The 21918-nt window shown below is 42.5% G+C and carries 20 protein-coding genes; 6 read left to right on the top strand and 14 right to left on the bottom strand.

Annotated features, from left to right (window positions below; translation table 11 throughout):
* Window positions 1-267: 267 nt before the first annotated feature.
* Window positions 268-1083, top strand: coding sequence for a fumarylacetoacetate hydrolase family protein (locus ACTJLE_RS00360; protein ID WP_481266950.1), 816 nt, complete (start codon window positions 268-270; stop codon window positions 1081-1083).
* A 25-nt stretch (window positions 1084-1108) separates the two neighbouring features.
* Here the strand turns inward: ACTJLE_RS00360 and ACTJLE_RS00365 are convergent, their stop codons facing one another.
* From ACTJLE_RS00365 to ACTJLE_RS00385, 5 genes are all read right to left on the bottom strand, one after another.
* The gene (locus ACTJLE_RS00365) at window positions 1109-1909 is read right to left on the bottom strand and encodes a YggS family pyridoxal phosphate-dependent enzyme (RefSeq protein ID WP_481266951.1); all 801 of its coding nucleotides are present in this window, start codon (window positions 1907-1909) and stop codon (window positions 1109-1111) included.
* Window positions 1910-1941: 32 nt separating this feature from the next.
* Complete coding sequence (locus ACTJLE_RS00370; RefSeq protein ID WP_481266952.1) at window positions 1942-2250, bottom strand: hypothetical protein; 309 nt, start codon at window positions 2248-2250, stop codon at window positions 1942-1944.
* A gap of 35 nt (window positions 2251-2285) precedes the next feature.
* Window positions 2286-3335, bottom strand: coding sequence for a glutamyl-Q tRNA(Asp) synthetase (locus ACTJLE_RS00375; protein ID WP_481267093.1), 1050 nt, complete (start codon window positions 3333-3335; stop codon window positions 2286-2288).
* A gap of 194 nt (window positions 3336-3529) precedes the next feature.
* Window positions 3530-4261: an MIP/aquaporin family protein gene (locus tag ACTJLE_RS00380; RefSeq protein WP_481267094.1), complete on the bottom strand. Its 732-nt coding sequence runs from the start codon at window positions 4259-4261 to the stop codon at window positions 3530-3532.
* A gap of 144 nt (window positions 4262-4405) precedes the next feature.
* Complete coding sequence (locus ACTJLE_RS00385) at window positions 4406-4702, bottom strand: hypothetical protein (protein WP_481266953.1); 297 nt, start codon at window positions 4700-4702, stop codon at window positions 4406-4408.
* A gap of 168 nt (window positions 4703-4870) precedes the next feature.
* Between ACTJLE_RS00385 and ACTJLE_RS00390 the strand changes: the two genes are divergently transcribed.
* Window positions 4871-7108, top strand: coding sequence for an RNA degradosome polyphosphate kinase (locus ACTJLE_RS00390; RefSeq protein WP_004119572.1), 2238 nt, complete (start codon window positions 4871-4873; stop codon window positions 7106-7108).
* A gap of 346 nt (window positions 7109-7454) precedes the next feature.
* Here ACTJLE_RS00390 and ACTJLE_RS00395 read toward each other — a convergent pair whose 3' ends face one another.
* The 3 genes from ACTJLE_RS00395 to ACTJLE_RS00405 form a co-directional block, all read right to left on the bottom strand.
* Window positions 7455-8903, bottom strand: a complete 1449-nt coding sequence (locus ACTJLE_RS00395) for a Sau3AI family type II restriction endonuclease (protein ID WP_481266954.1) — start codon at window positions 8901-8903, stop codon at window positions 7455-7457.
* Between the two features lie 109 nt (window positions 8904-9012).
* Entirely contained in the window at window positions 9013-10287 is a 1275-nt protein-coding gene (gene dcm / locus ACTJLE_RS00400) for a DNA (cytosine-5-)-methyltransferase (protein ID WP_012913719.1), read from the bottom strand.
* Window positions 10288-10485: 198 nt separating this feature from the next.
* The gene (locus ACTJLE_RS00405; RefSeq protein ID WP_481266955.1) at window positions 10486-10656 is read right to left on the bottom strand and encodes a hypothetical protein; all 171 of its coding nucleotides are present in this window, start codon (window positions 10654-10656) and stop codon (window positions 10486-10488) included.
* Window positions 10657-10886: 230 nt separating this feature from the next.
* On the opposite strand from ACTJLE_RS00405, the gene ACTJLE_RS00410 reads away from it, so the two are divergent.
* Window positions 10887-12512: an ATP-binding protein gene (locus ACTJLE_RS00410; RefSeq protein WP_481266956.1), complete on the top strand. Its 1626-nt coding sequence runs from the start codon at window positions 10887-10889 to the stop codon at window positions 12510-12512.
* Window positions 12513-12571: 59 nt separating this feature from the next.
* Here ACTJLE_RS00410 and ACTJLE_RS00415 read toward each other — a convergent pair whose 3' ends face one another.
* Window positions 12572-13939 (bottom strand): ATP-binding protein, encoded by a 1368-nt coding sequence (locus tag ACTJLE_RS00415; RefSeq protein ID WP_481266957.1) that lies wholly within the window; start codon window positions 13937-13939, stop codon window positions 12572-12574.
* Window positions 13940-14179: 240 nt separating this feature from the next.
* Between ACTJLE_RS00415 and ACTJLE_RS00420 the strand changes: the two genes are divergently transcribed.
* The 3 genes from ACTJLE_RS00420 to upp all read left to right on the top strand — a co-directional run bounded on the left by ACTJLE_RS00420 (window position 14180) and on the right by upp (window position 16998).
* Window positions 14180-15367 (top strand): NUDIX hydrolase, encoded by a 1188-nt coding sequence (locus ACTJLE_RS00420; RefSeq protein ID WP_481266958.1) that lies wholly within the window; start codon window positions 14180-14182, stop codon window positions 15365-15367.
* A 46-nt stretch (window positions 15368-15413) separates the two neighbouring features.
* Complete coding sequence (locus tag ACTJLE_RS00425) at window positions 15414-16067, top strand: thymidine phosphorylase (RefSeq protein ID WP_481266959.1); 654 nt, start codon at window positions 15414-15416, stop codon at window positions 16065-16067.
* Window positions 16068-16359: 292 nt separating this feature from the next.
* Complete coding sequence (gene upp / locus ACTJLE_RS00430) at window positions 16360-16998, top strand: uracil phosphoribosyltransferase (protein WP_004133956.1); 639 nt, start codon at window positions 16360-16362, stop codon at window positions 16996-16998.
* A 161-nt stretch (window positions 16999-17159) separates the two neighbouring features.
* On the opposite strand, the gene ACTJLE_RS00435 is transcribed toward upp, so the two are convergent.
* From ACTJLE_RS00435 to dnaB, 5 genes are all read right to left on the bottom strand, one after another.
* Window positions 17160-17579, bottom strand: coding sequence for a type II toxin-antitoxin system HicB family antitoxin (locus ACTJLE_RS00435; RefSeq protein WP_481267095.1), 420 nt, complete (start codon window positions 17577-17579; stop codon window positions 17160-17162).
* On the bottom strand, window positions 17579-17776 hold the full coding sequence (locus ACTJLE_RS00440) for a type II toxin-antitoxin system HicA family toxin (RefSeq protein ID WP_481266960.1): 198 nt from the start codon (window positions 17774-17776) through the stop codon (window positions 17579-17581). The genes ACTJLE_RS00435 and ACTJLE_RS00440 overlap by 1 nt, the downstream gene beginning before the upstream one ends.
* Window positions 17777-17856: 80 nt before the next feature.
* Window positions 17857-18654 (bottom strand): type 1 glutamine amidotransferase, encoded by a 798-nt coding sequence (locus ACTJLE_RS00445; RefSeq protein WP_481266961.1) that lies wholly within the window; start codon window positions 18652-18654, stop codon window positions 17857-17859.
* Between the two features lie 5 nt (window positions 18655-18659).
* Complete coding sequence (locus ACTJLE_RS00450; protein WP_481266962.1) at window positions 18660-20099, bottom strand: DUF1727 domain-containing protein; 1440 nt, start codon at window positions 20097-20099, stop codon at window positions 18660-18662.
* A gap of 6 nt (window positions 20100-20105) precedes the next feature.
* The gene (gene dnaB / locus ACTJLE_RS00455) at window positions 20106-21578 is read right to left on the bottom strand and encodes a replicative DNA helicase (RefSeq protein ID WP_481266963.1); all 1473 of its coding nucleotides are present in this window, start codon (window positions 21576-21578) and stop codon (window positions 20106-20108) included.
* Between the last annotated feature and the right edge of the window lie 340 nt (window positions 21579-21918).

Consider the following 21918-nt stretch of genomic DNA (forward strand, 5'->3'; position numbering starts at 1 on the left):
CCTTTATTGCAACTCTCGTTGCAATTTCAAGCTTTTTGACGACACTTTCGATTTCTAACGAGCTTTCACTTTCATGTATCTGATACGTATAACAGATTTTCCTATAACTTTATTCCTAAAACTTGAGTGTACTAGACTCAAGTTTTGTTTTCAAGAACTTTCAATCGCAAATAATTTACGCAAATAACTTAATTAAGCAGCAATCAAGTTTAGTTAAGGAGTACGTAAGATTTAATTAAGTAGTAAATATGTCGTAATCTTAAAAACATGAGAATTGCACGTTTTTCGTATAATGAAGTTCCGCAATACGCTTTCGTCCAAAAAGATGAAACCGACGGTAAAGATTATTTAGTAGCGCTTGAAGGGCATCCTTTAAGCCCGCAAGGAGTTAAGCCAACTGGTAAACGTTACGCGTTGGATGCCGATGGCGTGCGCTTACTTGTGCCTGTGATTCCGTCAAAAGTGTACGGATTGGCAAAAAATTACGATACTCGTTCCGATGACGAGCGCGCTACTTCTCCTGCGGCTTCTTCGCATACTGCCGCAGATATGGTGATTTTTACAAAGCCGAGCACTTCTGTAATTGGTCCAGACGATCCAATTGTGATTCCTGCTTGCTCAAACGACATGAATTTTGAGCCAGAAGTGGCAGTTGTTATGGGCAAAATCGCCAAAAATGTGACAGTAGATACCGCAATGAATTACGTTTTTGGCTTTACTTGCGTAAACGACGTAACTTTGCGAGATTGCGCAGGTAGCGACCCAATGTGGACGCGCGCAAAAGGTTTCGACACTTCTTGCCCACTTGGACCTTGGATTACAACCGAGCTAAATTGGCGCGATGCACATATTTCGTTTACGCTTAATGGCGAAAATGTGCCGGAAGCTGACGGCACTACAGCTCGACTTATTCACAGTATTCCAGAGCAAATTGCTGCAATTTCAAGCTTCTCAACGCTTCTTCCAGGAGACGTAATTTTGACGGGAACTCCATACCCGGCTGGAACTTTACGCGCTGGTGACGAAGCGATTGTACACGTAGATGGTATTGGCTCGCTGCGCAATGTGATTGTGCATGCGTAACTAAAATCATCGATTTGACTTAAAACTACACAAATGCGCGTGGGCCAAAGATTGCCGAACCGATTCTAACCATTGTTGAACCTTCGGCAATCGCCCACGCAAAATCGCCGGACATTCCCATCGAAAGCTCTAATTTTGCAGAGTTTTCATCATGATCTTGCGCGAGTTGTTCACTCACACAATCTCTAATTTCTCGCAATTTTGCGAAACCACTTCTCACTATTTTTTCATCATCCACGCGCGCTCCAAGTGTCATAAATCCGTGCAAATTAAGCGCAGGCAGGCTAGATATAGCGAGAGCTTCGTCAATCGCGCGTTCGGAAGCGCACCCGGATTTTGTAGATTCTCCCGAAACATTCACTTCCAACATAACGTCTGTGCAAAGTCCCAAATTTTGCGCGCGAGCAGATATTTTTTGCGCAAGTTCAATGCCGTCAACCGACTGAATACCATTTGCAAGCGGCAAGACTTTGTTTATTTTATTGCTTTGCAGCTGACCTATTAAGTAGAGCGGAATTTCGCCGTTCACACCAACGCTTAAACCTTCTCTAGCAGCTTGTGCGCGTAAAATCTCGGCTTTTGCAACGATTTCTTGTGGGCGATTTTCCCCAATTACTCGCACTCCTGCTCTGAGCACTGCCATGATTTCGCCAACATCTCGCGTTTTAGTTGCGGCAAGCAGTGTAACCGACTCAGCTTTGCGACCATAATGCGATTCGGCTTGAACAATGGCGTCTTGCACACTGTGCACGCCGTCGGCAATTTGACGCGCACGAACACAATCAACCTCAGTATTCGCTAAATCTTTTTGCGTCATATATGCCATTTATTGCCCCAATCTATATATCGTAAAAACAGTCACACTAATTGAGGAATTTTATCACTATATTTACGACGTGCAGCTTCTGCAGTAACTCCAAGTGCGCGACCTATTGTATTCCACGACTGACCATTTTTGCGGCTTTTGTATACAACGTCACTTATCTCTTTTTCAATTGCGTGACGGCGATAATTTAATCTGGTCAATTCACGAGATGGATCCCAGCGAGAATCCAAAGTTGGATCTCCTGGATCTGGTTCCGATTTTGCTTCCATTTCTTTTGAAATAATCTCGCCATATTCCGCAAGATCTTTTTGCTCTTCTTTACTCAATTCACTAAATTTCATTTCAACCCTTCCTTTTCTCAGTCTAAATACATAGTTTAGTCGAGGAAAGGCACGGATTTGTCGGCTAGGTTTGCGCGAACAGAACCCCACGGCGTGTCATCGCTTTCAAACAACGCAAGAGCATTGTTTGCACTCATATCTACCGGTTGATTTTGACCAGGTTTTTTGTATCCCAGAAGATACATACAATATCCAATCATGCTCTCAGCGCTCCAGCCAGCTTCACGAAGAGCACCGACGTCTAGCGAATGCTTACTTTTTGCAAGCCTCTCGCCTTGTGCGTTGTCAATTAGCGGCAAATGCGCAAATTGCGGACGCACATAATGCACGCCGTGAGCCGCAAAAAATCCCGATTTTTCAAGCAACTCACCAATCCAAATCTGCAACGCTGCAGAACGCAGCAAATCGCGGCCGCGCACAATATCATTTACTCCGCTCAAAACATCGTCAACAACAACAGCAAGCTGATAAGAAAAAACGCCATCCGCGCGGCGAATCACCATATCTCCCAAATCGCGATCAATATTAAAAGATTGCGCACCAAAAATCGCGTCTTCAAAACTCACATTTGCTTGCAGCGAATCAGCAGGCGGCACAGCAAGCCTTAAGGAATGTTGCTTATTATTTTGCAAACGCTTTTCGATTTGCGCCAAACCTTGCGCAGTTTTGCGCAGATTTCTGCACGTACCCGGGTAGCGTATAAAACCGTCGCCTTCTTGCGGAGCTGCGATTGCACGAATATCGGAACGCGAGCAAAAACAAGGGTAGATTAACGAATTTCCGTCTTCGTCTTGCAAGGATTCTAGCGATTCGAGAGCTTCTTGGTAGATTGCAGTGCGCTTATGCTGATAAGTAGGTTCTCCAACCCAATCAAGCCCAGCCCATTTCAAGTCGTCAATAACTCGCGCGCTAGCATCCTTCGGCATTCGCGCAATATCAAGATCTTCCAAACGCAAAAGCATGTAGCCGCCCTGCGATTTTGCAGAAAGCCAAGCAGCCAACATTGCTACCATATTGCCAATATGCATACGCCCGGAAGGAGTCGGCGCAAAACGACCAATTGCAATAGTTGACTTCGAAAACATGATTTCGTCTTTCTTAAAATCTTTCTTAAAATCTTTTCCAATATCTTTCTTAATAAGCACAAGTTTGCAAAGCATAAACTTGCAAAATAAAAAGCGCGTAACGCATTCATACTAGCATTACGCGCTTCTTACAATCGCAATAAACCACAATCAACCGCAATCAACCGCAATCAATCACAGTTAAAAGCAATGTTTTATGCAAATAATGACTTATACATAACCACTCCCAAGATTGCGCCGGCAATAGGAGCAATAACTGGAATCCACGCTTCACCCCAGCGCGAAGAACCCTTGTGCGGAATTGGCAAAATTGCGTGAAGCAAACGTGGCATAAGGTCTCGAGCAGGGTTCAAAGCAGGACCAGTTGGGCCACCCATAGAAGTCACCAAGCCCCAAACAACGAAGCCAACTACGATCGAAGCGCCAGCCAAATTCTTCTCGCCCCATGGAGAAGTAAGGCAGCAAAGAGCAGCCAAAACAAGCACAAGAGTACCGAAGAATTCGTTAAGGAAGTAGTTAAGCTTGTTGTTATATGCGTCTGTGGTGCAGAAAGTGCCAAGAATTGCTTCTGGCTCCTCAGTTTCGTTGTAGTGCGGCAAATAAGTTACGTACACAATAAGCTGGCCAACCAACGCACCCAAAAGCTGAGCGACAATGTAAGGCGCAACATTAGCCCACGGGAACATGCCGTTTACAGCTTGCGCAATTGTCATAGCAGGATTGATATGCGCGCCGGAAATTCCGCCAAACATAAGAACTGGGAACATCACACCAAAACCGTAGCCCATAGCAATATTAAGCCAGCCAGCATGGTGTCCTTTAGTATTTTTTAATTCAACGTTTGCAACAGCACCGTTTCCGAAAATCATAAGAATAGCAGTGCCAATAAATTCTGCAGCTAACGTTGCCATAAACGAATGTTGCATGGTCCTTCGATCCTTCTTACCTGTTTCAAACTCCACACACGTAATCACGCGTAAATAAATTCACAACTCGCAATTGCGATTAGCACAGCATGGAACATAATATATTCTCATTTTCAAAGAAGCTAAGAAAATGAATTCCAACCTTTATTCTTTGATAGTTTCCCTTATGAGCGCGACAGTCTGCACAAGCAGTAGAATCGCTCCCACAACAAAAGAGGCCCGCCATTTCGGCGAGCCTCTTGTTCCCAAAAACAAACTCAGCGGTTTCATCTGCACAACATCCTCGTCGTAACGGTTACAAGTCTTAAAATCCCGTTCAACGTCCACGGATTCCATATCCATACACTTTTGTGGGTTACCGCTATCTCTTTTTTGTTTTTGTATTTTTATTATCGCCGCTTTTTGCTTAATAGTAAAGCTCAAAATAAGCTTTGTTCGCATATTGTCACTACTGTTCAATCGCACTAAAAAAACCGTAACTATTGCACACTTTTGTGAACATGCAAAGGTTATCATGTGCGTTTACGTTCGAATTACAAAACTGTCGGCGTGTCGCACCACCCGACACTCATTCGCGCACTTCCCTTACAACGCATACAATTACGGAGTATGGTACAAATTTTTGACGCTCCCTCAAAGGCGATTTTGCGAGGTCAAATTGCAGAACACATCGCCGAAGATGAAAAGGCAGAAAAACGTGAAGCTCGTGAGGGTGAGCTACCGTTGCCAAAGGATCGTTTCTTCGATCGCGAATTAAGTTGGTTGAAGTTCAATCGACGAGTGCTTGAGTTGGCTCAGAATACTGATTTGCCGCTACTTGAACGCGCTAATTTTGCTGCTATTTTTGCGTCAAATCTCGACGAATTCTTTATGGTTCGAGTCGCAGGCTTAAAGCGCCGCATTGATTCTGGAATAGCAGTAACTGCAGCATCAGGCTTAAGTCCTCGCCAGCAATTGCGCGCTATTAGTGAAGTCACTCACCGCCGCCAAGATGAGCATGCTCACTATGTTATTGAGCATATTCTTCCTGAGCTTGCAAAGCAGCGTATTGTTTTGCTCAGCTGGGATAAGCTTACAGAATCAGAAAAAGCGCGTTTGTCTGATTACTACAAAAAGCAAGTATTCCCAGTTCTTACGCCTCTTGCGGTGGATCCTGCTCACCCGTTCCCATACATTTCCGGCAAGTCTATTAACTTGGCTGTTATCGTCGAAAATCCAAATTCTGGAAAGTCGCATTTTGCGCGCGTAAAAATTCCAGATAATTTGAACCGTCTTGTACCAGTCGACGATTTAACAGATGAGGAAGGGCGCGAAGAGCGTTACGGCTTCATTACTATGGAGAAGCTGATTGCAGCACACTTGGAATCGCTTTTCCCAGGAATGATTATTAAGGAAGCCCGTTCCTTCCGCGTTACACGTAACGAGGATATTGACGTTGAGGAAGACGACGCAGAGAACTTGCTTAACGCCATGGAGAAGGAACTTCTTCGCCGCCGCTTTGGACCGCCTATTCGTTTGGAAATTTCTAACGAGGCCAGCCCATTCCTTTCTCAGTTGCTTGCAAATCAGCTTCGTGTAAGCCCTGAGGAAGTCTATCGCTTGCCTTCGCCGCTTGATATGACGGTATTGTTTGAATTGCAGGCGCTTGATCGCCCTGATTTGAAGTATCGTCCGTTTATTCCTACTACGAACCGTCAGATTGCGGAAGTTGAAACTAGCCACGCTCAAGATATTTTCGCTTCTATTCGCGAGCATGACATTTTGTTGCATCATCCTTACGATTCGTTCTCTACTTCTGTGCAAGCATTCCTCGCGCAGGCTGCTGCGGATCCAAAAGTGCTTGCAATTAAGCAGACTTTGTACCGTACGTCTAGCAATTCGCCAATTATTGACGCTCTTGTTGACGCAGCTCACGCTGGTAAGCAGGTGCTTGCGCTGGTTGAGATTAAGGCGCGATTTGACGAGGACGCAAATATCGCTTGGGCTCGTAAGCTTGAGCGCGCAGGCGTTCACGTTGTGTACGGCATTGTTGGTTTGAAGACTCACTGCAAGCTTTCGTTAGTGGTTCGCCAAGAAGCAGAAGGATTGCGCCGCTACTGCCACGTTGGTACAGGTAATTACAATCCTAAGACTGCTCGCTTGTACACGGATTTGGGTTTGCTTACTTGCGATCCTGTAGTCGGCCAGGATTTGACTCGCTTGTTTAATCAGCTTTCTGGTTATGCGCCAAAGTCTAGTTTCCACCGCCTGCTTGTGGCTCCTCGAACAGTTCGAACTGGTATTATTGCGCGAATTCAGCGTGAGGAAGCCGCAGCTCTTGCTGGCAAGGAAGCTTGGATTAAGATTAAGGTCAATTCTGTGGTTGACGAGCAAACTATTGACGCTTTGTATCGTGCTTCGCAAGCTGGAGTAAAGATTGACATTGTTGAGCGTGGAATTTGCTCGCTTAAGCCTGGAATTGAGGGGTTGAGCGACAATATTCGCGTTCGCTCTATTCTTGGCCGATTCCTTGAGCACAGCCGCATTTACGCTTTTGCTAACTCTTGCGGCCCGCAGATTGGTGATGGCCCTGCAAGCGGACCAGAAGTGTGGATTGGTTCGGCTGATTTAATGCACCGTAATCTTGACCGTCGCGTTGAGACGCTGGTTCGCATCAGCGCGCCAGATCAGGTTGAAGCTTTGATTCAGTATATTGATTTGCAAATGGCTGATTCAACTGTTTCGTGGTGGATGGATGGCGATGGCACATACACGTTGCATTCTCGCGATAAGGAAGGCCGTCCGCTCGTAGACAGCCAGGCTTACCTAATCCATACCCACACGCGTAAGCCTCGCGGCGCGAACTAATCGCAAGTAACTAACAAACGATAAGCAAGAGCCAGATTCAGTAACATGTTTCTGGCTCTTGTTGTGTTTATTACTCCTTCTAAACCGCCTAAATTTCAAGCGTTCCAGCAGTAACCAAAATCTTCTACAGCACCATTTGCCAGTTTTGGGATGTTTTTTGAGTAATTATTTGCCAGTTTTGGGATGTTTTTTACGCCATAATTTGCCAGTTTTAGGATAATTTATGTAAAAATTGAGCATTTATAATATTGTTACATGCTACATAACAGTTCCATTTATATCTTCTTAAGGCTTGGAAGTTGGAGCTGAATCACCTGATTACCTTAAGTTACAGCTCCTGCAATATCTAACTAATATTCTCAGCAACTATTTTGGCAATATATAGCCTATCTAGCCACCAACATTGTTTGGTAATAGTTTCACCGTTTGGAAGTGTTATAACATCATTGCCATTTTTACCGTGTGGCCTCATATGAAATACGTGATTAAATGACATCTTAGGAAGCTGATTTCCATCCGTTCCATAGCCAGTAGATTTACCAGATATCATAATCTCATGCACTTTATTCCATGCAGGCGCAACATATTTTTCAATATCTTCTTCGGGCATATTCCATAGAAAACCACCAACTAAAACATCATCTTTATAGCAAGTCGATTTTCTATTTTTCCCGTCGTTCTTAAAAACAACAAAATAGAACTTATTATTCTCAAAAAACTTATACAATCGCGAATCATGCCATTGCATATTTGGATCTGCTAATTCGGCCCAATCATCCTCTTTTAACGCAGGGAAAGACATATTCTGCTCTGGTTTACCATCATCATACAAAACAGTAGTTTTTAATTGAGTCACACTCGCTGCAGCAAACTGTTCAATTTCTTCTATTCTGTTCTTTTTTACACCCAACATCTTCAGTGCAAGCTGCGAATTAAAAGAATAATGCGTTTTAAGCTCCACATTAAATTTGTTGGCCAAATCGAAAATTTTATAACCAACATATCGCCCAATCTTCTTTTGCACATAATCATTAAGATTTTCGTTAATAGATATTGGCAACCGTTCAAAAAGACTACCGTCACCTAAAACTCTTTGTGCAACAATTGTCATGTAGCTAGGCTTATACGAAAACGCGCGTTGTTTTGCGCGTATATATTTACTTTCAAACCCACTTGGAGCAGGAGCGTCTCTCAACGACTTTGCAGCCGTTTCTCCCTTAGTGCAAGCAGCAAGATAATTGGTATCAGACTCACTTAACCTATCTGCATAACCAGAAGCTACTTTGTTTTTTATATATTCCCAATCTTTACGAATTGTTTCTAGCTCACCAGGTTCATATTTCAATACAAAAGAACCATAAATAGTGCAATCAAGTCTGGATTGGTTGGCTTTATCAGTCCTGTTATCAAGATAATAAATAATAATCATCTGACGCGCTTTTTGCCAAAATGATGAGTTATCAAAAACCTCATTACACAGCGTCAAATAGTTGATAATATCAAAGACCAAACGTTCTTTAGCAACTATCTTCTTTTTCTTGTTCGAACGAATCGGCGTGACTTTTAATTCATAAAATTCATCAGCAACCATAATATCCGGTTGTTTATCGGAATTTATAGAATACCCGAAAACTGATTCTTCAATAATATTGCCTAAAGAACCCTTGTTGCCTGCTTTTTCACCACGACCAGTTTTATCAATCTCACGAAAAGTTTTGCCATTGATTCCAGTAAGGAGAGCGGTTATTTCGTCAATGTCCGAAAACTTGCGATTGTCGCCTATATGATTAGACATACTTCCCACCATTCTGCATCTTCCCTGGCACAACTTTATTTATTACATTTTCCTATTAACTTAATTCCTCTGCAACCTATAAATAATCATAATTATTTAGATATGAATTTTATGCCAAAATGTCATTAGCAAGAACTTCGCCAATTTTATGCGGAATACCAGTGACCAATGCGTTTCCCATGCAAAACGCTCTATGACCATCACTCATTCCATCATTCGTCCAACCTTTAGGAAACATTTGCAACTGGTCTAGCTCATCTGGAACAAGTCTTCTCAATCTGCCATTTTGCATAACAACATGTTTGGTTCTACTAGCGCTTTTCCCACCTTCACCTGTAAGAATAGTTCTGCTTGGTGCATCAATTTTATCTGGAAAAGCAACAGGACCTTCGGAATACATGTACTCAAATCCATTTGAAGCTGTTCGCAACTCCCTTTTACCGCCTTTAAGATACTGCCAAGAAGCAAGCTTATCTTCTTCAATCCAATATTCTTTAGGCACTTGATTGGCATCAACTAGAACGCTACCTAGTGTCATTGCATTGCCAGAAAACACAGCATCCGTTTTAACTGTATAAACTATTCCATCTTGCATAACACCAGCATTCTGAAATAGGCTCACCTTAGCTTGTTTGCCAAAATCTTGAGATATAACATACGGATTGTCACTAATAGAAAATTCATATTGCGCAGCATTTTTTTCTGCAACAGATACTGGAAAAGCTCGTGCAATAACACCATTTTGTAAAAGCCGAGAAAGCTTGTTAGGCCATTTTTTAGAATCATGCTCTGCAAAAATATACACGCGTCTACGTCTTTGAGGCATTCCATAGTCAGCAGCATTAATAACTCGCCACTCTACACTGTATCCTAATCGAAAAAGGCAAGAGAGAATAATGGCAAAATCCCTACCACGCTGTGCAGCAGGTGATTTTAATAGACGATCAACATTTTCAAGCAGAACATATTTAGGATGACGTAATTCCAACATTTTGTTAATGCTCCACCACAGAACTCCTTTTTTGCCGTCAATTCCGGAAGATAATGCTAAAGGTTTTGCCACAGAATAATCTTGACAAGGAAAACCACCAACAAGCATGTCAAAATTTGGAATATCACATTCCCCATGTTCGAATTTTTTGAGCACTTCTGCTATATCTTCATTAACACAGCTACCTTTGCCAAAACGCTTCTCATAGCACCTCCACGCAAATTGCTTGGATTCTTGCCCGGCAGGCTCCCACTGATTCGCCCAAACTGTTTTGAAAGGTCCTGCTGGTTCTGCAGTAAAATTGTTTTCCTCAGAAGGCGTATACCCTTCAAGCCCAAGACGAAACCCACCTACTCCCGCAAAAAGTTCAGCAACTTTTATTGTCTTGGACATACAAACCCTCACAACACTAACAAATTTCAATAACTACATAACTTAGTATAAATTCAATACACAAAAAGATCAAATTTTACTAAACTGTAAAGTCCAATTCCGAATCTGATTTTTCTGCTTCAATAAAACATATTTAAACCATTTGCCAGTTTTAGGATGTTTTTTACGCCATAATTTGCCAGTTTTAGAAAGTTTGGGTTATCTAACAATCTGATTTACGCAGCGCATCTGCATCACAGTCATAACTTGAGATATCACAGTCACGGAAGTCAAAATGACTGTCATAAGTAGACGCATCTCGGTCAAAATATGTAAGATAACTGTCAAAATATAGCCAATCACGTTCAAAATCGAAAAAATGACAGTCATATATACGAAAATCACTGTCACAAACGAGAAAAATGACAGTCACAACACTTTTATCACAGTCATGGCCATGATATAATGACAGTGATGTTATGACAGAGGAAACAAACCAACTACAAAATATTAGAAAAACAATCATTAAAGCAACTTCCTCACCTAACTACAAAAACAAATTTAAGCATTAACAAATCACTACTAGCCACACATAAACACAGTTAATCAAGGAGCAAGCAATGGCAATCGTAAACGAACAAATTAAAGACGCCATCAAACGATTGCGCCTCCAAAAAACAGATGACTCCAATTATGAAGCAAAAAGCTGTGACGTAAAACTCAGCGTAAGTGTGTGGGAAACAGTAAGCGCTTTTGCGAATACGAATGGTGGCACACTATTACTCGGATTAGATGAAAGCAATAATTTTTCTCCAACAAAAAACTTTGATATCAACAAAGTTCGCGATCAATTTATTGAAGGAATAGGCGACGGCGGCGTAAACGGAGCGCGGCTAACCTATCCTCCAAGATATAACTTAGAAAGAGTAATCGTAGACGATAATTCTCAAATTCTAGCCATAAAAATCTACGAAAACACTGCCGATAAAAAGCCTTGCTATATTACAGCTAAAGGAGATAAAGGCGGAAGTTACAAGCGCGTTGACGATAAAGACATTCGCATGTCGAATGATGAAGTTTACGAAATAGAAAACGCATTACGTCCAAGCGATATAGATTTGTCGATTGTTAAAGAAGCTACAAAATCTGATTTAAACAAGGACTTAGTCGAAAATCTTATAGTAAGACGAGCAAATTCCAAGGCTTTACGAGGTACTACAACAGAAGATGAAAAACTTACGCGTCTTAATATTACAGATAAGCAAGGGCGCGTGCGAATGGCGGGACTTTTAACTCTTGGAAATTATCCACAGCAATTTTTCCCGCGATTGTTTATTGACGTAACAGCTCACGCTGGAACAGAAAAATCTTCGACTGGAGTGCAACGCTTTATAGACCGCGAAGAATGTAGCGGCGCAATATCCGAAATGATTGAGGATGCAGTAAACGCGGTTATTAAAAATCTTCGAGTTAGCACATTTATTAGCGGCGTCGAACGCATAGAAGAATCGGAGATTCCGCGCGAAGTTCTACGCGAAGCCATAGCTAATGCAGTAATTCACAGAGAATATCACGAATATTTTCAAGGTCAGCCTGTAAGCGTTGACATTTTCCCAGACAGGGTTGTTATAACAAATCCTGGAGGATTATGGGGAGGAAAAACGCTTGATAACATTGACGACGGCGAATCGAAGTGCCGAAATGCCACACTTATGCAATTGGCACAATACACACCAATCGAAGCAAATAGAATTGGAGCAGGGCCAGTTGAAGGCCAAGGTAGCGGAATTGCGTTTATGATTAACGAAATGCAAGCATGGTCGCTGCCAAAACCACAATTCATACCTAAACTTGGATCTTTTAGCGTGATTTTGCAACGCGCGAAAGCAAAACTTCCTAGCGACTTAAATTACGTAAATTACGTAAATCACACAAACTGCTCTCAAATAATGGATTCTAATAAAAACCATGTTGAGGAACGTAACGACACTGAACAAACAGTAGGAAATTACATTCACGTTGAACACACGCAAGCGGAGAGCAAAAACAATCCACTAAATGACAATATTTTACTAACGCTTATACCTGTTGACTCTACAATAACAACTCTAGAATTAGCTGAACTAACTAAAAAGTCTCCAGAAACAATCAGACGACATTTACGTAAGTTAATTGCAGAAAATAAAGTAAAAGCACTAGGAAAAGTAACAAGTAAGCAGCGTAAATATACGAAAATCAGCAACTGATTTTCTCTAAGTCAATACTAAACTCAGCGCGAGCGATTCGCCCGCGCCACTCACTTACACTAAATCTCAAGCGTTCCAGCGGCCAAATCGCAGGACACAAACGGCATGAAATAAAATGGCATGGTCGCAATTTTCTGATTTGCGTCATAACCATAATTATTTTTAGAAACTTTTATTGCAAACTCAAACTTGTTATGCGTTGCAAACTTATTTAGAGAATTAAGTGTTCCTCTGCCTTTTTTAACATCAATAGGGAAAAGTTTGTTATTTGATTCAACTATAAATTCCAATTCTGAATCTAATTTTCCGCGCCAATAAAAAAGTTTTAAACCATTTGCACTAAGTTCGTTCGCAACGTAATTTTCAAAGAAAATACCAGATAGTGTATTGTCTCTTTCATTTGAAATAAAAGATGCTGCATTCACTCCGCTTTGATACGAAAACATGCCAATATCGCACAAAAATAGTCGGAAATTGCTTTCATTCTCTTGCATAAGTGGCATAGTTATATGCTCTTTAAGCTGGAACGACTGATTAACAATATGAGTCATAAGCAGCCATTGAATGGATGTTGCAAAATCTCTAGTCCTGCCGTCTTTTTTAATAAGACCGGCTGAAAAGTTTTTTGACTCCTTGTTAAGCTCCCTAAAAATATTTTCAAATAGGAGTCGAGATCTTAAGATTGACTCGCTGCTTGCCTGATACAACTCCATGTCCGCAAGATAATTGTCATACAGCGAACGCAAAATCTCACGCGTTTCTAGTAAATCTTTGCGCTCAATATATGCTTCTACTGCTTCTGGCATGCCTCCAATTAGCAGATATTTATACACTTCATTTAACGCAAGATTGTGAATTTCTGTAGGCAGCGCTTGCTTAGAAGCATATGCTTCGCGCACCTTTGTGTAAAGAAGACTGTTGTTATTTAGTAGGAATTCGCCAAAAGTCATTGGATAGATCGTTATCTGGTCGATTTTTCCTACAGGAAAAAGGAATTGGTCTTTTGCTGTTTTTTCAGCATTCTGCTTACGAGATTCGCGATGCAATTTAATACGTACCATTGAGCCCGTTGCAATTACGTGAATTTTTCTAAAATCTTGGCAAAAATATTTAAGCGACGAAATAATATTTGGGCATTCTTGAATCTCGTCAAAAATCAGCAACGTGCTTTCATCTATAGGCTTTGAAAACCGCAAAGACAAGTATTCGATAATTTTTTCTGCGTTTGCCGTGCTTTCGCAAAAGTTACGAACCTCATCTTCTTTTTTAAGATCGATGTAAATATAACTATTTTTATAATATTTTTCTGCAAAAAGTTCTTTTACTAGATATGTTTTACCAACCTGGCGCGCACCCCATATAATTAGCGGCTTACGATTCGGCTTGCTATTCCAGGCGATTAATTTTTGTAATGCTAGTCGTTCCATGGCTTACTCTTTTTATTGTTGCTATTACAACGATTATACCATTATTTGCCAGTTTTAGGATGTTTTTTACGCCATAATTTGCCAGTTTTGGGAAGTTTTTTGAGCAATTATTTGCCAGTTTTAGCAAATTTAAGGATTATAAAACAATAACAGCTCTTTTGTTACTGCTACGACTGTGACAAAAGTAAAAGATTAGGGCACAACTAAAAATTGCGAAAGAAAACCGCTAAAATAGTGAATATGAGTGCAGTAACGACGCAATACGTTGAAGCAGCTGGCGGAATAATCTATCGCAAGCGCAATATTACAAACAGCTCAAATGCAGGCGAAGAAGCAAAAACAGGCAGCAATGCAATTAAGCCTAGCGACGCAATAAAGCCTAGCGACGACGATTTTGAACTTTGCATTGTTTACCGTCCTAAATATGACGATTGGAGCTGGCCAAAAGGAAAGAACGAGCCAAACGAATCACATCGCCACACAGCCGTGCGCGAAGTTGGAGAAGAAACAGGATATTCAGTCACACTAGGTCCGCATATTGCCAAAATAGAGTATCCACTTGAGCACGAAGGCAAAAAGCAAACTTCTAAAAGCGGCAACGCATCACGCAATTCTCAGCCGGAAGTAATAAAACGAATCCACTACTGGATGATGCGCTTAATTGACAAGCCAACTGCAGCTAAACGTCTTCCTGCTTTCGGGCCAATTAAGCCAGCAAAGCCTACTGAAATTGGCAATGTTTTATGGCTTACTCCTTCTAAAGCGCGCAAAAAGCTTACGCACGATAGCGACCGCGAAGTGCTGGATGCTTTCTTAGAGAAGCTCCACGCAGATCAAGGAGAATATAGCACGTTGCTTTTGGTGCGCCACGGGAAAGCTGAGTCTCGAAAAACTTGGCAAGGAAGCGAGGCAACTCGACCAATCACACCTCTTGGAGCAGCTGCATCATACGCTCTTGGTCGCGAGCTTGCCTGCTACGCGCCGAATAAAATCATATCGTCGCCTTGGAAACGTTGCGTTGAAACGGTTGCGGCTTTTTCGCACGATTCTTCACTTCCAATAGAACAAGTTGCGGAACTTACTGAAGATCATCACGAAAAACAACCAAAATCTACGTTATCTGTGCTTATAAACGAAATACAAAATCTTGAGCGCAACGCACAAAATACAAGCGAAACTAGCGACGCAAGCACAGCCAACAACGCAATCGCTGCCAACAGTGCAACAGTCATATGCCTGCACCGCCCAGTTATTGGCACTTTCTTCAATTATTTGCGCGAAATAACGAAACCTAGAGCACACAAGCGCATACTCAGCCAAAAATCTCCATACATGCCTACAGGAAGCGCAATAGTTTTGCACATAATTAATACCCCTAAAGGCGCTCGCATTATTGATATTGAAAAGGTTATTCCAAGTGTCTACTAGTTTAAATTCTCAATCGAGCTCTATTCATTCAAGCAGATCTGCTTTTATGCCAAGCCCCACTGGAGCTGCCCGCCCAAGCCGACCTGCACAAATGGATCCTGCAATGCTCGCGCAGATTGAAGGCGGCACAGATCCGCAGGTTGTAAACGAAATTAGCCACACTTCCGCTGCCGTTTTGCTTAACCGCGTTCATAAAACGCAGTCGCCGGAAATCGTCGAGCGCGTGCTGAATTTGGTTGAAAATGAAGGCATTGAAGTTATTGCAGATTTGTGGAGTCACACGGAAGCTGAGTCTCTTCCTGGAATGTTGTGGCGACTGTATTTATTGCGCATGTCGCTAAGAAAGCAGCGCGAAGCTTACGCCGAGTATTGGAGTCTTGGCGAGCCTGAAGCAACGAGCGCTTCGGCTATTACAGGAATCGACGACGCTCCTACAGGTGAAGATATTGCGCGACTTGCGGACTCTATTCTTTCTGGCGCTTTTACAGGCGATTTTGCCGTAGCGCTTTACCGCGCTTCAGCTTTTACTTCGATTATTGCGCGCGGAATGCGAGTTTACGCAAAAAAGTTAGATGAGCAAGCAAATACAATACACACGCAGAAAATTGCAAAAGTTTTGCACGTATCCGCGAATATGCACGCTCTTTCGTTATCTTTTGCGCATGGTGCAAAATTGTGGCGCGCAGGAAAGTTGGAATAAATTATTTGCGATTAAAATTATGCGGCGCGTGAAAACAGAAAACAAGGTATACTCAAAATGATGCTGGCTTGTGCTTAAGCCCCGGGCTCCATTTTTTGCCGCTGCGAGCGGCGTTTGCGCCGACAGGCGCTTTCGCAAGTCAGTATCGTTTCTGTTTTAGATTTTAGATTTTAGATTTTTGCTATCTAAGTTTAAATAAAATATATTTTTACTCAACATTTGTTTATATTTTGCGCAAAAATAACGGCACGCCGATAGCTTAACATGCCATGCTTGCATTACCCTAGAAGGTATGGATCTTCATGTTTTACATCATCCGCTGGTGGACCACAAGCTCACCGTTTTGCGTGATAAGAATACACCTTCTAACATTTTCCGCGAGTTGGTTTCCGAATTGGTAACCCTCGAAGCATACGAAGCAACCCGCAATTTGGAAGTTAGCGATCGCGAGATTGAAACTCCTATTTGCAAGATGACTGGCAAGCATTTGAACCGCCCACGCCCAATGGTTGTGCCGGTTTTGCGCGCTGGCCTCGGTATGCTCGACGGCATGACTCGCCTTCTTCCAACTGCTGAGGTTGGATTCCTTGGCATGAAGCGCGACGAGCAAACGCTCGATATCATCACTTATGCCAACCGTTTGCCAGAAGATTTGACAGGCCGTCAGTGCTTCCTTCTTGACCCAATGCTTGCCACTGGTGGCACTCTTATTGCCGCTACGCATTATTTGGCTGAGCGCGGAGCTAAGGATGTTACTGCTATTAACATTTTGGCAGCCCCAGAAGGCTTGAAGCGCTTGGAGAAGGAGCTTGATCCTTCTATCGATTTTAAGGTTGTTGTTTGCGCTGTTGACGAGCATTTGAACGACAAATCTTATATCGTTCCAGGTCTTGGCGACGCTGGCGATCGCTTGTACGGTTTGATTGACTAATATACTTACCAAATCAAGCGAAAACTAGAATATAAAATCTAAAATCAAAAACTACAAAATAGCCTGCTGATTTGCAACACTTTGCAACTTCAGCAGGCTTTTGTATTAATTAATTGCCGCAATATTGCATCATAAATCAGATAATATAGCTACTAATATAGCTAGGCTTTATTCACAGCTCCTTTAGCATATAAAGCTTCTAAAGCATCACGCAAAGTCCCACTGTAGCTGATGCCAGCTTTTTGCGCCCAAGTGTCAAGCCAAGCTGGAAGAGTAACATTTTTACGAACTGACTGAGAACCGTATTTTGCAGCATAAGAATCCATATCAAGCGCAACCATCGATAACTTTGAATTAGGATTTTCTACAACAATATCACTAATATCGCTAGCTTTTGGTGCAGTCTTGCCACTTTCTAGTTCTGTAAGAACCCATCCGCTTGCTGCGTCTTCTGCCATAATCAAAGCATCTGCAAGATTACTACCGCCAGTTACACACCCTGGCAAATCAGGAACTTCTGCAACAAAACCCCCACTATTATCTTCGTATGGAGTAAGAATAACAGGATACGCTAATTTCATCATTTCACCTTTGTCTCACTAATTCCTGCCTGGCGCCAGATTGACTTAACAACCGACGTGTTAATATCACCTGGATGCTTAGGCACTGTGACTTTACCCGTTTTGGTTTTATGTACGAATTGGCAATGACTTCCACGCTGTGCAAAAAGTATCCATCCGTCTTTCTTAAGACGTTTTTCAATCTCTTTGTATCTCATAAAAAGATTATACACACTATGCGCATAAAATAAAATAATTAATCAAACTGCTATTAAATCACGCATACGCCTATGTTCATTTACCGCGGACGAGTTATGGCGACTTCGCGAGCGCGTTCTGCCAATTCGTCTAGTTTCGCAAGCTCTGCGCGTTGAGCATCAGTTTGCTTGGGCGAAAATTCGCCGTAACGATTTTGCGCAGCAGTGCAAATTAAAAAGTCAGCTAAACGCGGATTTTTTGGCAAAACGGAGCCGTGCATATACGTTCCAATAACATTGTATTTGCGAGCGCCTTCAGTGTGATCTTCGCCATTATTTCCGCAATTTTCACTATCAACTGAGCCAAGCGGCTGCGTGCCATCTTCCAAACTTGTGCGCCCAGAATGATTCTCGTAGCCAACAATGTCGCCAAAATCGGCGCTATGCTCCACAAGATTTCCAATCATGCGCACATCTTGACCAACCGTATGCTCACCGAGTATGCCAATTCCTTGAAGTTTTTGCCCCTCAACGGTTTCAAAATACTCTCCAAAAAGCTGGTAAAGTCCACAAATCATAAGCATTGGAACGCCATTTTTTGCAAGCACCCGAATCGCGTCCGCGCGAGCAAATAAATCTTCCGTAACTCTGCTTTGACCATGATCTTGGCCGCCGCCGCCAAGAATCATATCCACGCGCTTTGGCCAATCGTCACCAACGTTGTACTCGTGTAGCACAGGCTCGTAGCCGTATAATTCCGCACGGCGCATAATCGTAAGCACATTGCCGTAATCGCCGTAAATATTCATGTCTTTTGGATACAGCGACACAATATCTAGCACGCGATTTTCGGCTTCAAAAGTAGTATTTTCTTTACTAATATCACTGGAACCATTCATGACTATTACTTTCCAACTCCAACGTCTTTAACTTCCGCAAGTTGCGCTAAAGCCGCGCGCACGCGAAGCATGGCAGTATATGTGCAATATATGCGTTTAGCGTTTTTAGCGTTGCCACTAAAATCGCCATTCACAAAAGCTTTAACGTCTTCTTCCAAATCTGTGTTCACGTTTCTAGCTGCAACCTTATCGTATTGCAGCCGCAAAGCCATATCCCACGCGCGAGTGCCAGAAACGCACGCAACTCCAGTACCACTAAAGCTTGCAAAATCAACGTCCCACAGCCAGCTCATGTCTCTACCGTCCGCATATTCGTCGCAAATTGCAATCATTGTATCGTGATTTTGCGGATGATCCGAAGCAATAGCAAGCCTAAAACCAATAGGATTCTTCACTAAAACAAGCTCAACAGGAGCGCCATTAACTTCAATTACTTCGCCTCTACCAAAAGCAGGAGTTACGTGAGAAATCGCTTCCATAAGCGCATCGTCATCGAATTTTTTCAGCGTAGAATTTTGTTTTGCAGCGTCCGCTAATATAGCGCGAACTACTGTTGCTGCAGCAGCAGCGTTGAAAATATTGTAAGCGCCGTCAAGTTTTACAGATGTGGTTTTACGCTTGCCGTCAAGTATAAACTCAGCTTCATGATCTTCGACTTTTGAAAGAACAACGTCTGCTTTAGAAAGATTATTAGCTTTGCTTTCTGCAGCATCTTCGCAATTTTTGCTTTTTTCAGCACTATTATGCAAATCATCATCCGTTGGGAACATGCTTTTTACGGCAGTATCCAAGCCGAAATACCGCACGCTAGAGCCAGCAGGAACAACATTTGCGAGCGCACGAATACGTGGATCTTCGCGATTTAGCACTACTGTTCCTTCGGTTGCGGCAGCTACGTTGCTTAATAGTTTTGCAGTTGTGTCAATTTCGCCGAACCGGTCGAGCTGGTCTCGCATAACATTTAGCAATAAAGAGTAGCGCGGCTTGATTTGATTTACAAAATGCACTGCATACGCTTCGTCAAGCTCTAAAACTGCAATATCCGCGTCTAACTTTGTGCCAAAAGCCGGCATAGTTTTCGCAAGAGCTGCAACTACTCCTCTAGTAAAGTTTGAGCCTGTTGGATTAGTAAATACTTTAAATCCCGCGTCTCGTAGCATAGAAGTTACCATACGCGTTGTGGTAGTTTTGCCATTAGTTCCGGAAATAAGAACTATTCCGTATGGCAATGATGCAAGAGTACGCGCTAGAAAGCCGGAATCGAGGCTTTCAATAACTTTACCCGGCAATGCGCTTCCACCATGATGTAGCACCCTAGAAAGAGCGCAAACAAGCTTTCCTACAGCAGGCATCGCAAAACTGTAGAAATGCTTATGCAAGTTTTTATGAAAATTATTATGCGAATTGCGCGAATTATTATGCGATTCGTAGTCGCCGCTTGACATGCTAAATCACACTCCTGCCTGCTGGTAGTCTTGCGGCATATCCATAAACTTGGAAGTTGCACCCAAGAATGCAAGATTAAAGGTATCCGTAGGGCCGTTGCGGTGCTTTGCCATAATAATATCGGCTTCGCCTGGGCGATCTTCCTTATTGTAAAAATCAGGACGATGCACAAGGAACACCACGTCAGCATCCTGCTCAATAGAACCAGATTCACGCAAATCCGAAAGCTGAGGCTTTTTGTCGTTTCGCATTTCCGGTCCGCGGTTAAGCTGGCTTAAAGCCACAACCGGCACTTCAAGCTCTTTTGCAAGCAACTTAAGCGCACGCGAGAATTCCGAAACTTCTTGCTGACGGCTTTCAACGCGCTTGCCGGAACTCATAAGCTGAAGGTAATCGATAACTACCAATTTCAAATCATTCGTTTGCTTCAAACGACGACATTTTGCGCGAATTTCCATCAAGCTCATATTTGGACTGTCGTCAATAAAAAGCGGAGCGTTCTGCATTTTTGTCCAGAAATTATTTAGCGTATTCCAACGATCTGGAGTAATATCTTCCGCTCTTCTCATAGCAGCAAGTGGAATATTTGTTTCTGCAGCAATAATGCGCTGAGCTAATTCCACTTTGCTCATTTCCAAAGAGAATACGATAGTCGTCATATTGTGATGCAATGCAGCCGAACGAGCGAAATCAATACCAAGCGTAGACTTTCCCATTGCAGGACGGCCTGCAACAACAATCATTTGACCAGGTTGCAAACCTTGCGTAACTTCGTCAATATCGCGAAATCCTGTTGGCACTCCCTGCTCAAGCTCATGATTTTGCATTTTATCGAGCTGATCAAGCGCATTTTGCAAAACCGGGCCAATAGCAACGTAATCTTGGCGCACTTTGCCAGCACTCATCTCGTACACTTCTGATTGTGCAAGATTTACAATATCTTCTGCTTGCGCACCGGAGGCAGAATATCCCATTTGCGCTATTTTTGTGCCAGCAGTAATAACATTTCGCAATACGGCATTTTGATGCACAATATCCGCGTAATACATTGCGTTTGCAGCAGTTGGCACGGATGCTACAAGGCTGTGCAAATAGTCTGCGCCTCCAACTTTATCGAGATTTCCAGCTTTCATCAATTCGTTTGCTACAAGCACAACGTCAACAGGCTGGGATCCTGCAAAAAGCGTAAGAATAGCATCATAAATTGTTTGATGTTGTGGCAAATAAAAGTCTTCTGTTTCTAGCACTTGCGATACTTCACCAATAGCATCCTTGCTCATAAGCATTCCGCCAAGTACTGCCATCTCTGCGTCAACATCGTGCGGAGGAATGCGATCAAACAATGTAGCGCCGCTTGTGCCGTCCGCATTGCGAGACGCCCCAGAACCATATATTGAGGTGCCGCTATTGCCGTCACGACCGCTTCCCACGCGGCTAACATTGCCTTTAGTAGACTGCCACATATCATTATCTGCCATAAAAACGAGTATAAACGCGCGCACGTATTAAGGCAGAACAGCATTAGCGCTAACACAAATAACTATAAAGTGCAAATAAAAATATGATTTTGAAAAGTTATCCGCACATTATCCACAATGTTATCCCCACTGTGTGGATAATTTTGTGGGATATCCACTTAGACACGCCTAAAATGTGGATAACTCTTCTTTTTATGCACATCACTTAATCCGTGCGTGTTATATAAAGTGCATAATAATGAAAAACCGCACACTTTGCGTAAAGCATGCGGTTTATATTTTGCAAATATTTAATTTATTTAAATAAAATATTCGCTATTAAATTTAATTATTTTTTATT

The organism is Gardnerella sp. CCPDSM (assembly GCF_056754715.1).

Coding starts and splice junctions, on each gene's coding strand:
- ACTJLE_RS00360 (WP_481266950.1), top strand. CDS start 268: ATGAGAATTGCACGTTTTTCGTATAATGAAGTTCCGCAATACGCTTTC.
- ACTJLE_RS00420 (WP_481266958.1), top strand. CDS start 14,180: ATGAGTGCAGTAACGACGCAATACGTTGAAGCAGCTGGCGGAATAATC.
- ACTJLE_RS00380 (WP_481267094.1), bottom strand. CDS start 4,261: ATGCAACATTCGTTTATGGCAACGTTAGCTGCAGAATTTATTGGCACT.
- dnaB (WP_481266963.1), bottom strand. CDS start 21,578: ATGGCAGATAATGATATGTGGCAGTCTACTAAAGGCAATGTTAGCCGC.
- ACTJLE_RS00450 (WP_481266962.1), bottom strand. CDS start 20,099: ATGTCAAGCGGCGACTACGAATCGCATAATAATTCGCGCAATTCGCAT.
- upp (WP_004133956.1), top strand. CDS start 16,360: ATGGATCTTCATGTTTTACATCATCCGCTGGTGGACCACAAGCTCACC.
- ACTJLE_RS00415 (WP_481266957.1), bottom strand. CDS start 13,939: ATGGAACGACTAGCATTACAAAAATTAATCGCCTGGAATAGCAAGCCG.
- ACTJLE_RS00385 (WP_481266953.1), bottom strand. CDS start 4,702: ATGCGAACAAAGCTTATTTTGAGCTTTACTATTAAGCAAAAAGCGGCG.
- ACTJLE_RS00445 (WP_481266961.1), bottom strand. CDS start 18,654: ATGAATGGTTCCAGTGATATTAGTAAAGAAAATACTACTTTTGAAGCC.
- ACTJLE_RS00390 (WP_004119572.1), top strand. CDS start 4,871: ATGGTACAAATTTTTGACGCTCCCTCAAAGGCGATTTTGCGAGGTCAA.
- ACTJLE_RS00375 (WP_481267093.1), bottom strand. CDS start 3,335: ATGTTTTCGAAGTCAACTATTGCAATTGGTCGTTTTGCGCCGACTCCT.
- ACTJLE_RS00395 (WP_481266954.1), bottom strand. CDS start 8,903: ATGTCTAATCATATAGGCGACAATCGCAAGTTTTCGGACATTGACGAA.
- dcm (WP_012913719.1), bottom strand. CDS start 10,287: ATGTCCAAGACAATAAAAGTTGCTGAACTTTTTGCGGGAGTAGGTGGG.
- ACTJLE_RS00405 (WP_481266955.1), bottom strand. CDS start 10,656: ATGACTGTCATTTTTTCGATTTTGAACGTGATTGGCTATATTTTGACA.
- ACTJLE_RS00410 (WP_481266956.1), top strand. CDS start 10,887: ATGGCAATCGTAAACGAACAAATTAAAGACGCCATCAAACGATTGCGC.
- ACTJLE_RS00435 (WP_481267095.1), bottom strand. CDS start 17,579: ATGAAATTAGCGTATCCTGTTATTCTTACTCCATACGAAGATAATAGT.
- ACTJLE_RS00365 (WP_481266951.1), bottom strand. CDS start 1,909: ATGGCATATATGACGCAAAAAGATTTAGCGAATACTGAGGTTGATTGT.
- ACTJLE_RS00425 (WP_481266959.1), top strand. CDS start 15,414: ATGCCAAGCCCCACTGGAGCTGCCCGCCCAAGCCGACCTGCACAAATG.
- ACTJLE_RS00440 (WP_481266960.1), bottom strand. CDS start 17,776: ATGAGATACAAAGAGATTGAAAAACGTCTTAAGAAAGACGGATGGATA.
- ACTJLE_RS00370 (WP_481266952.1), bottom strand. CDS start 2,250: ATGAAATTTAGTGAATTGAGTAAAGAAGAGCAAAAAGATCTTGCGGAA.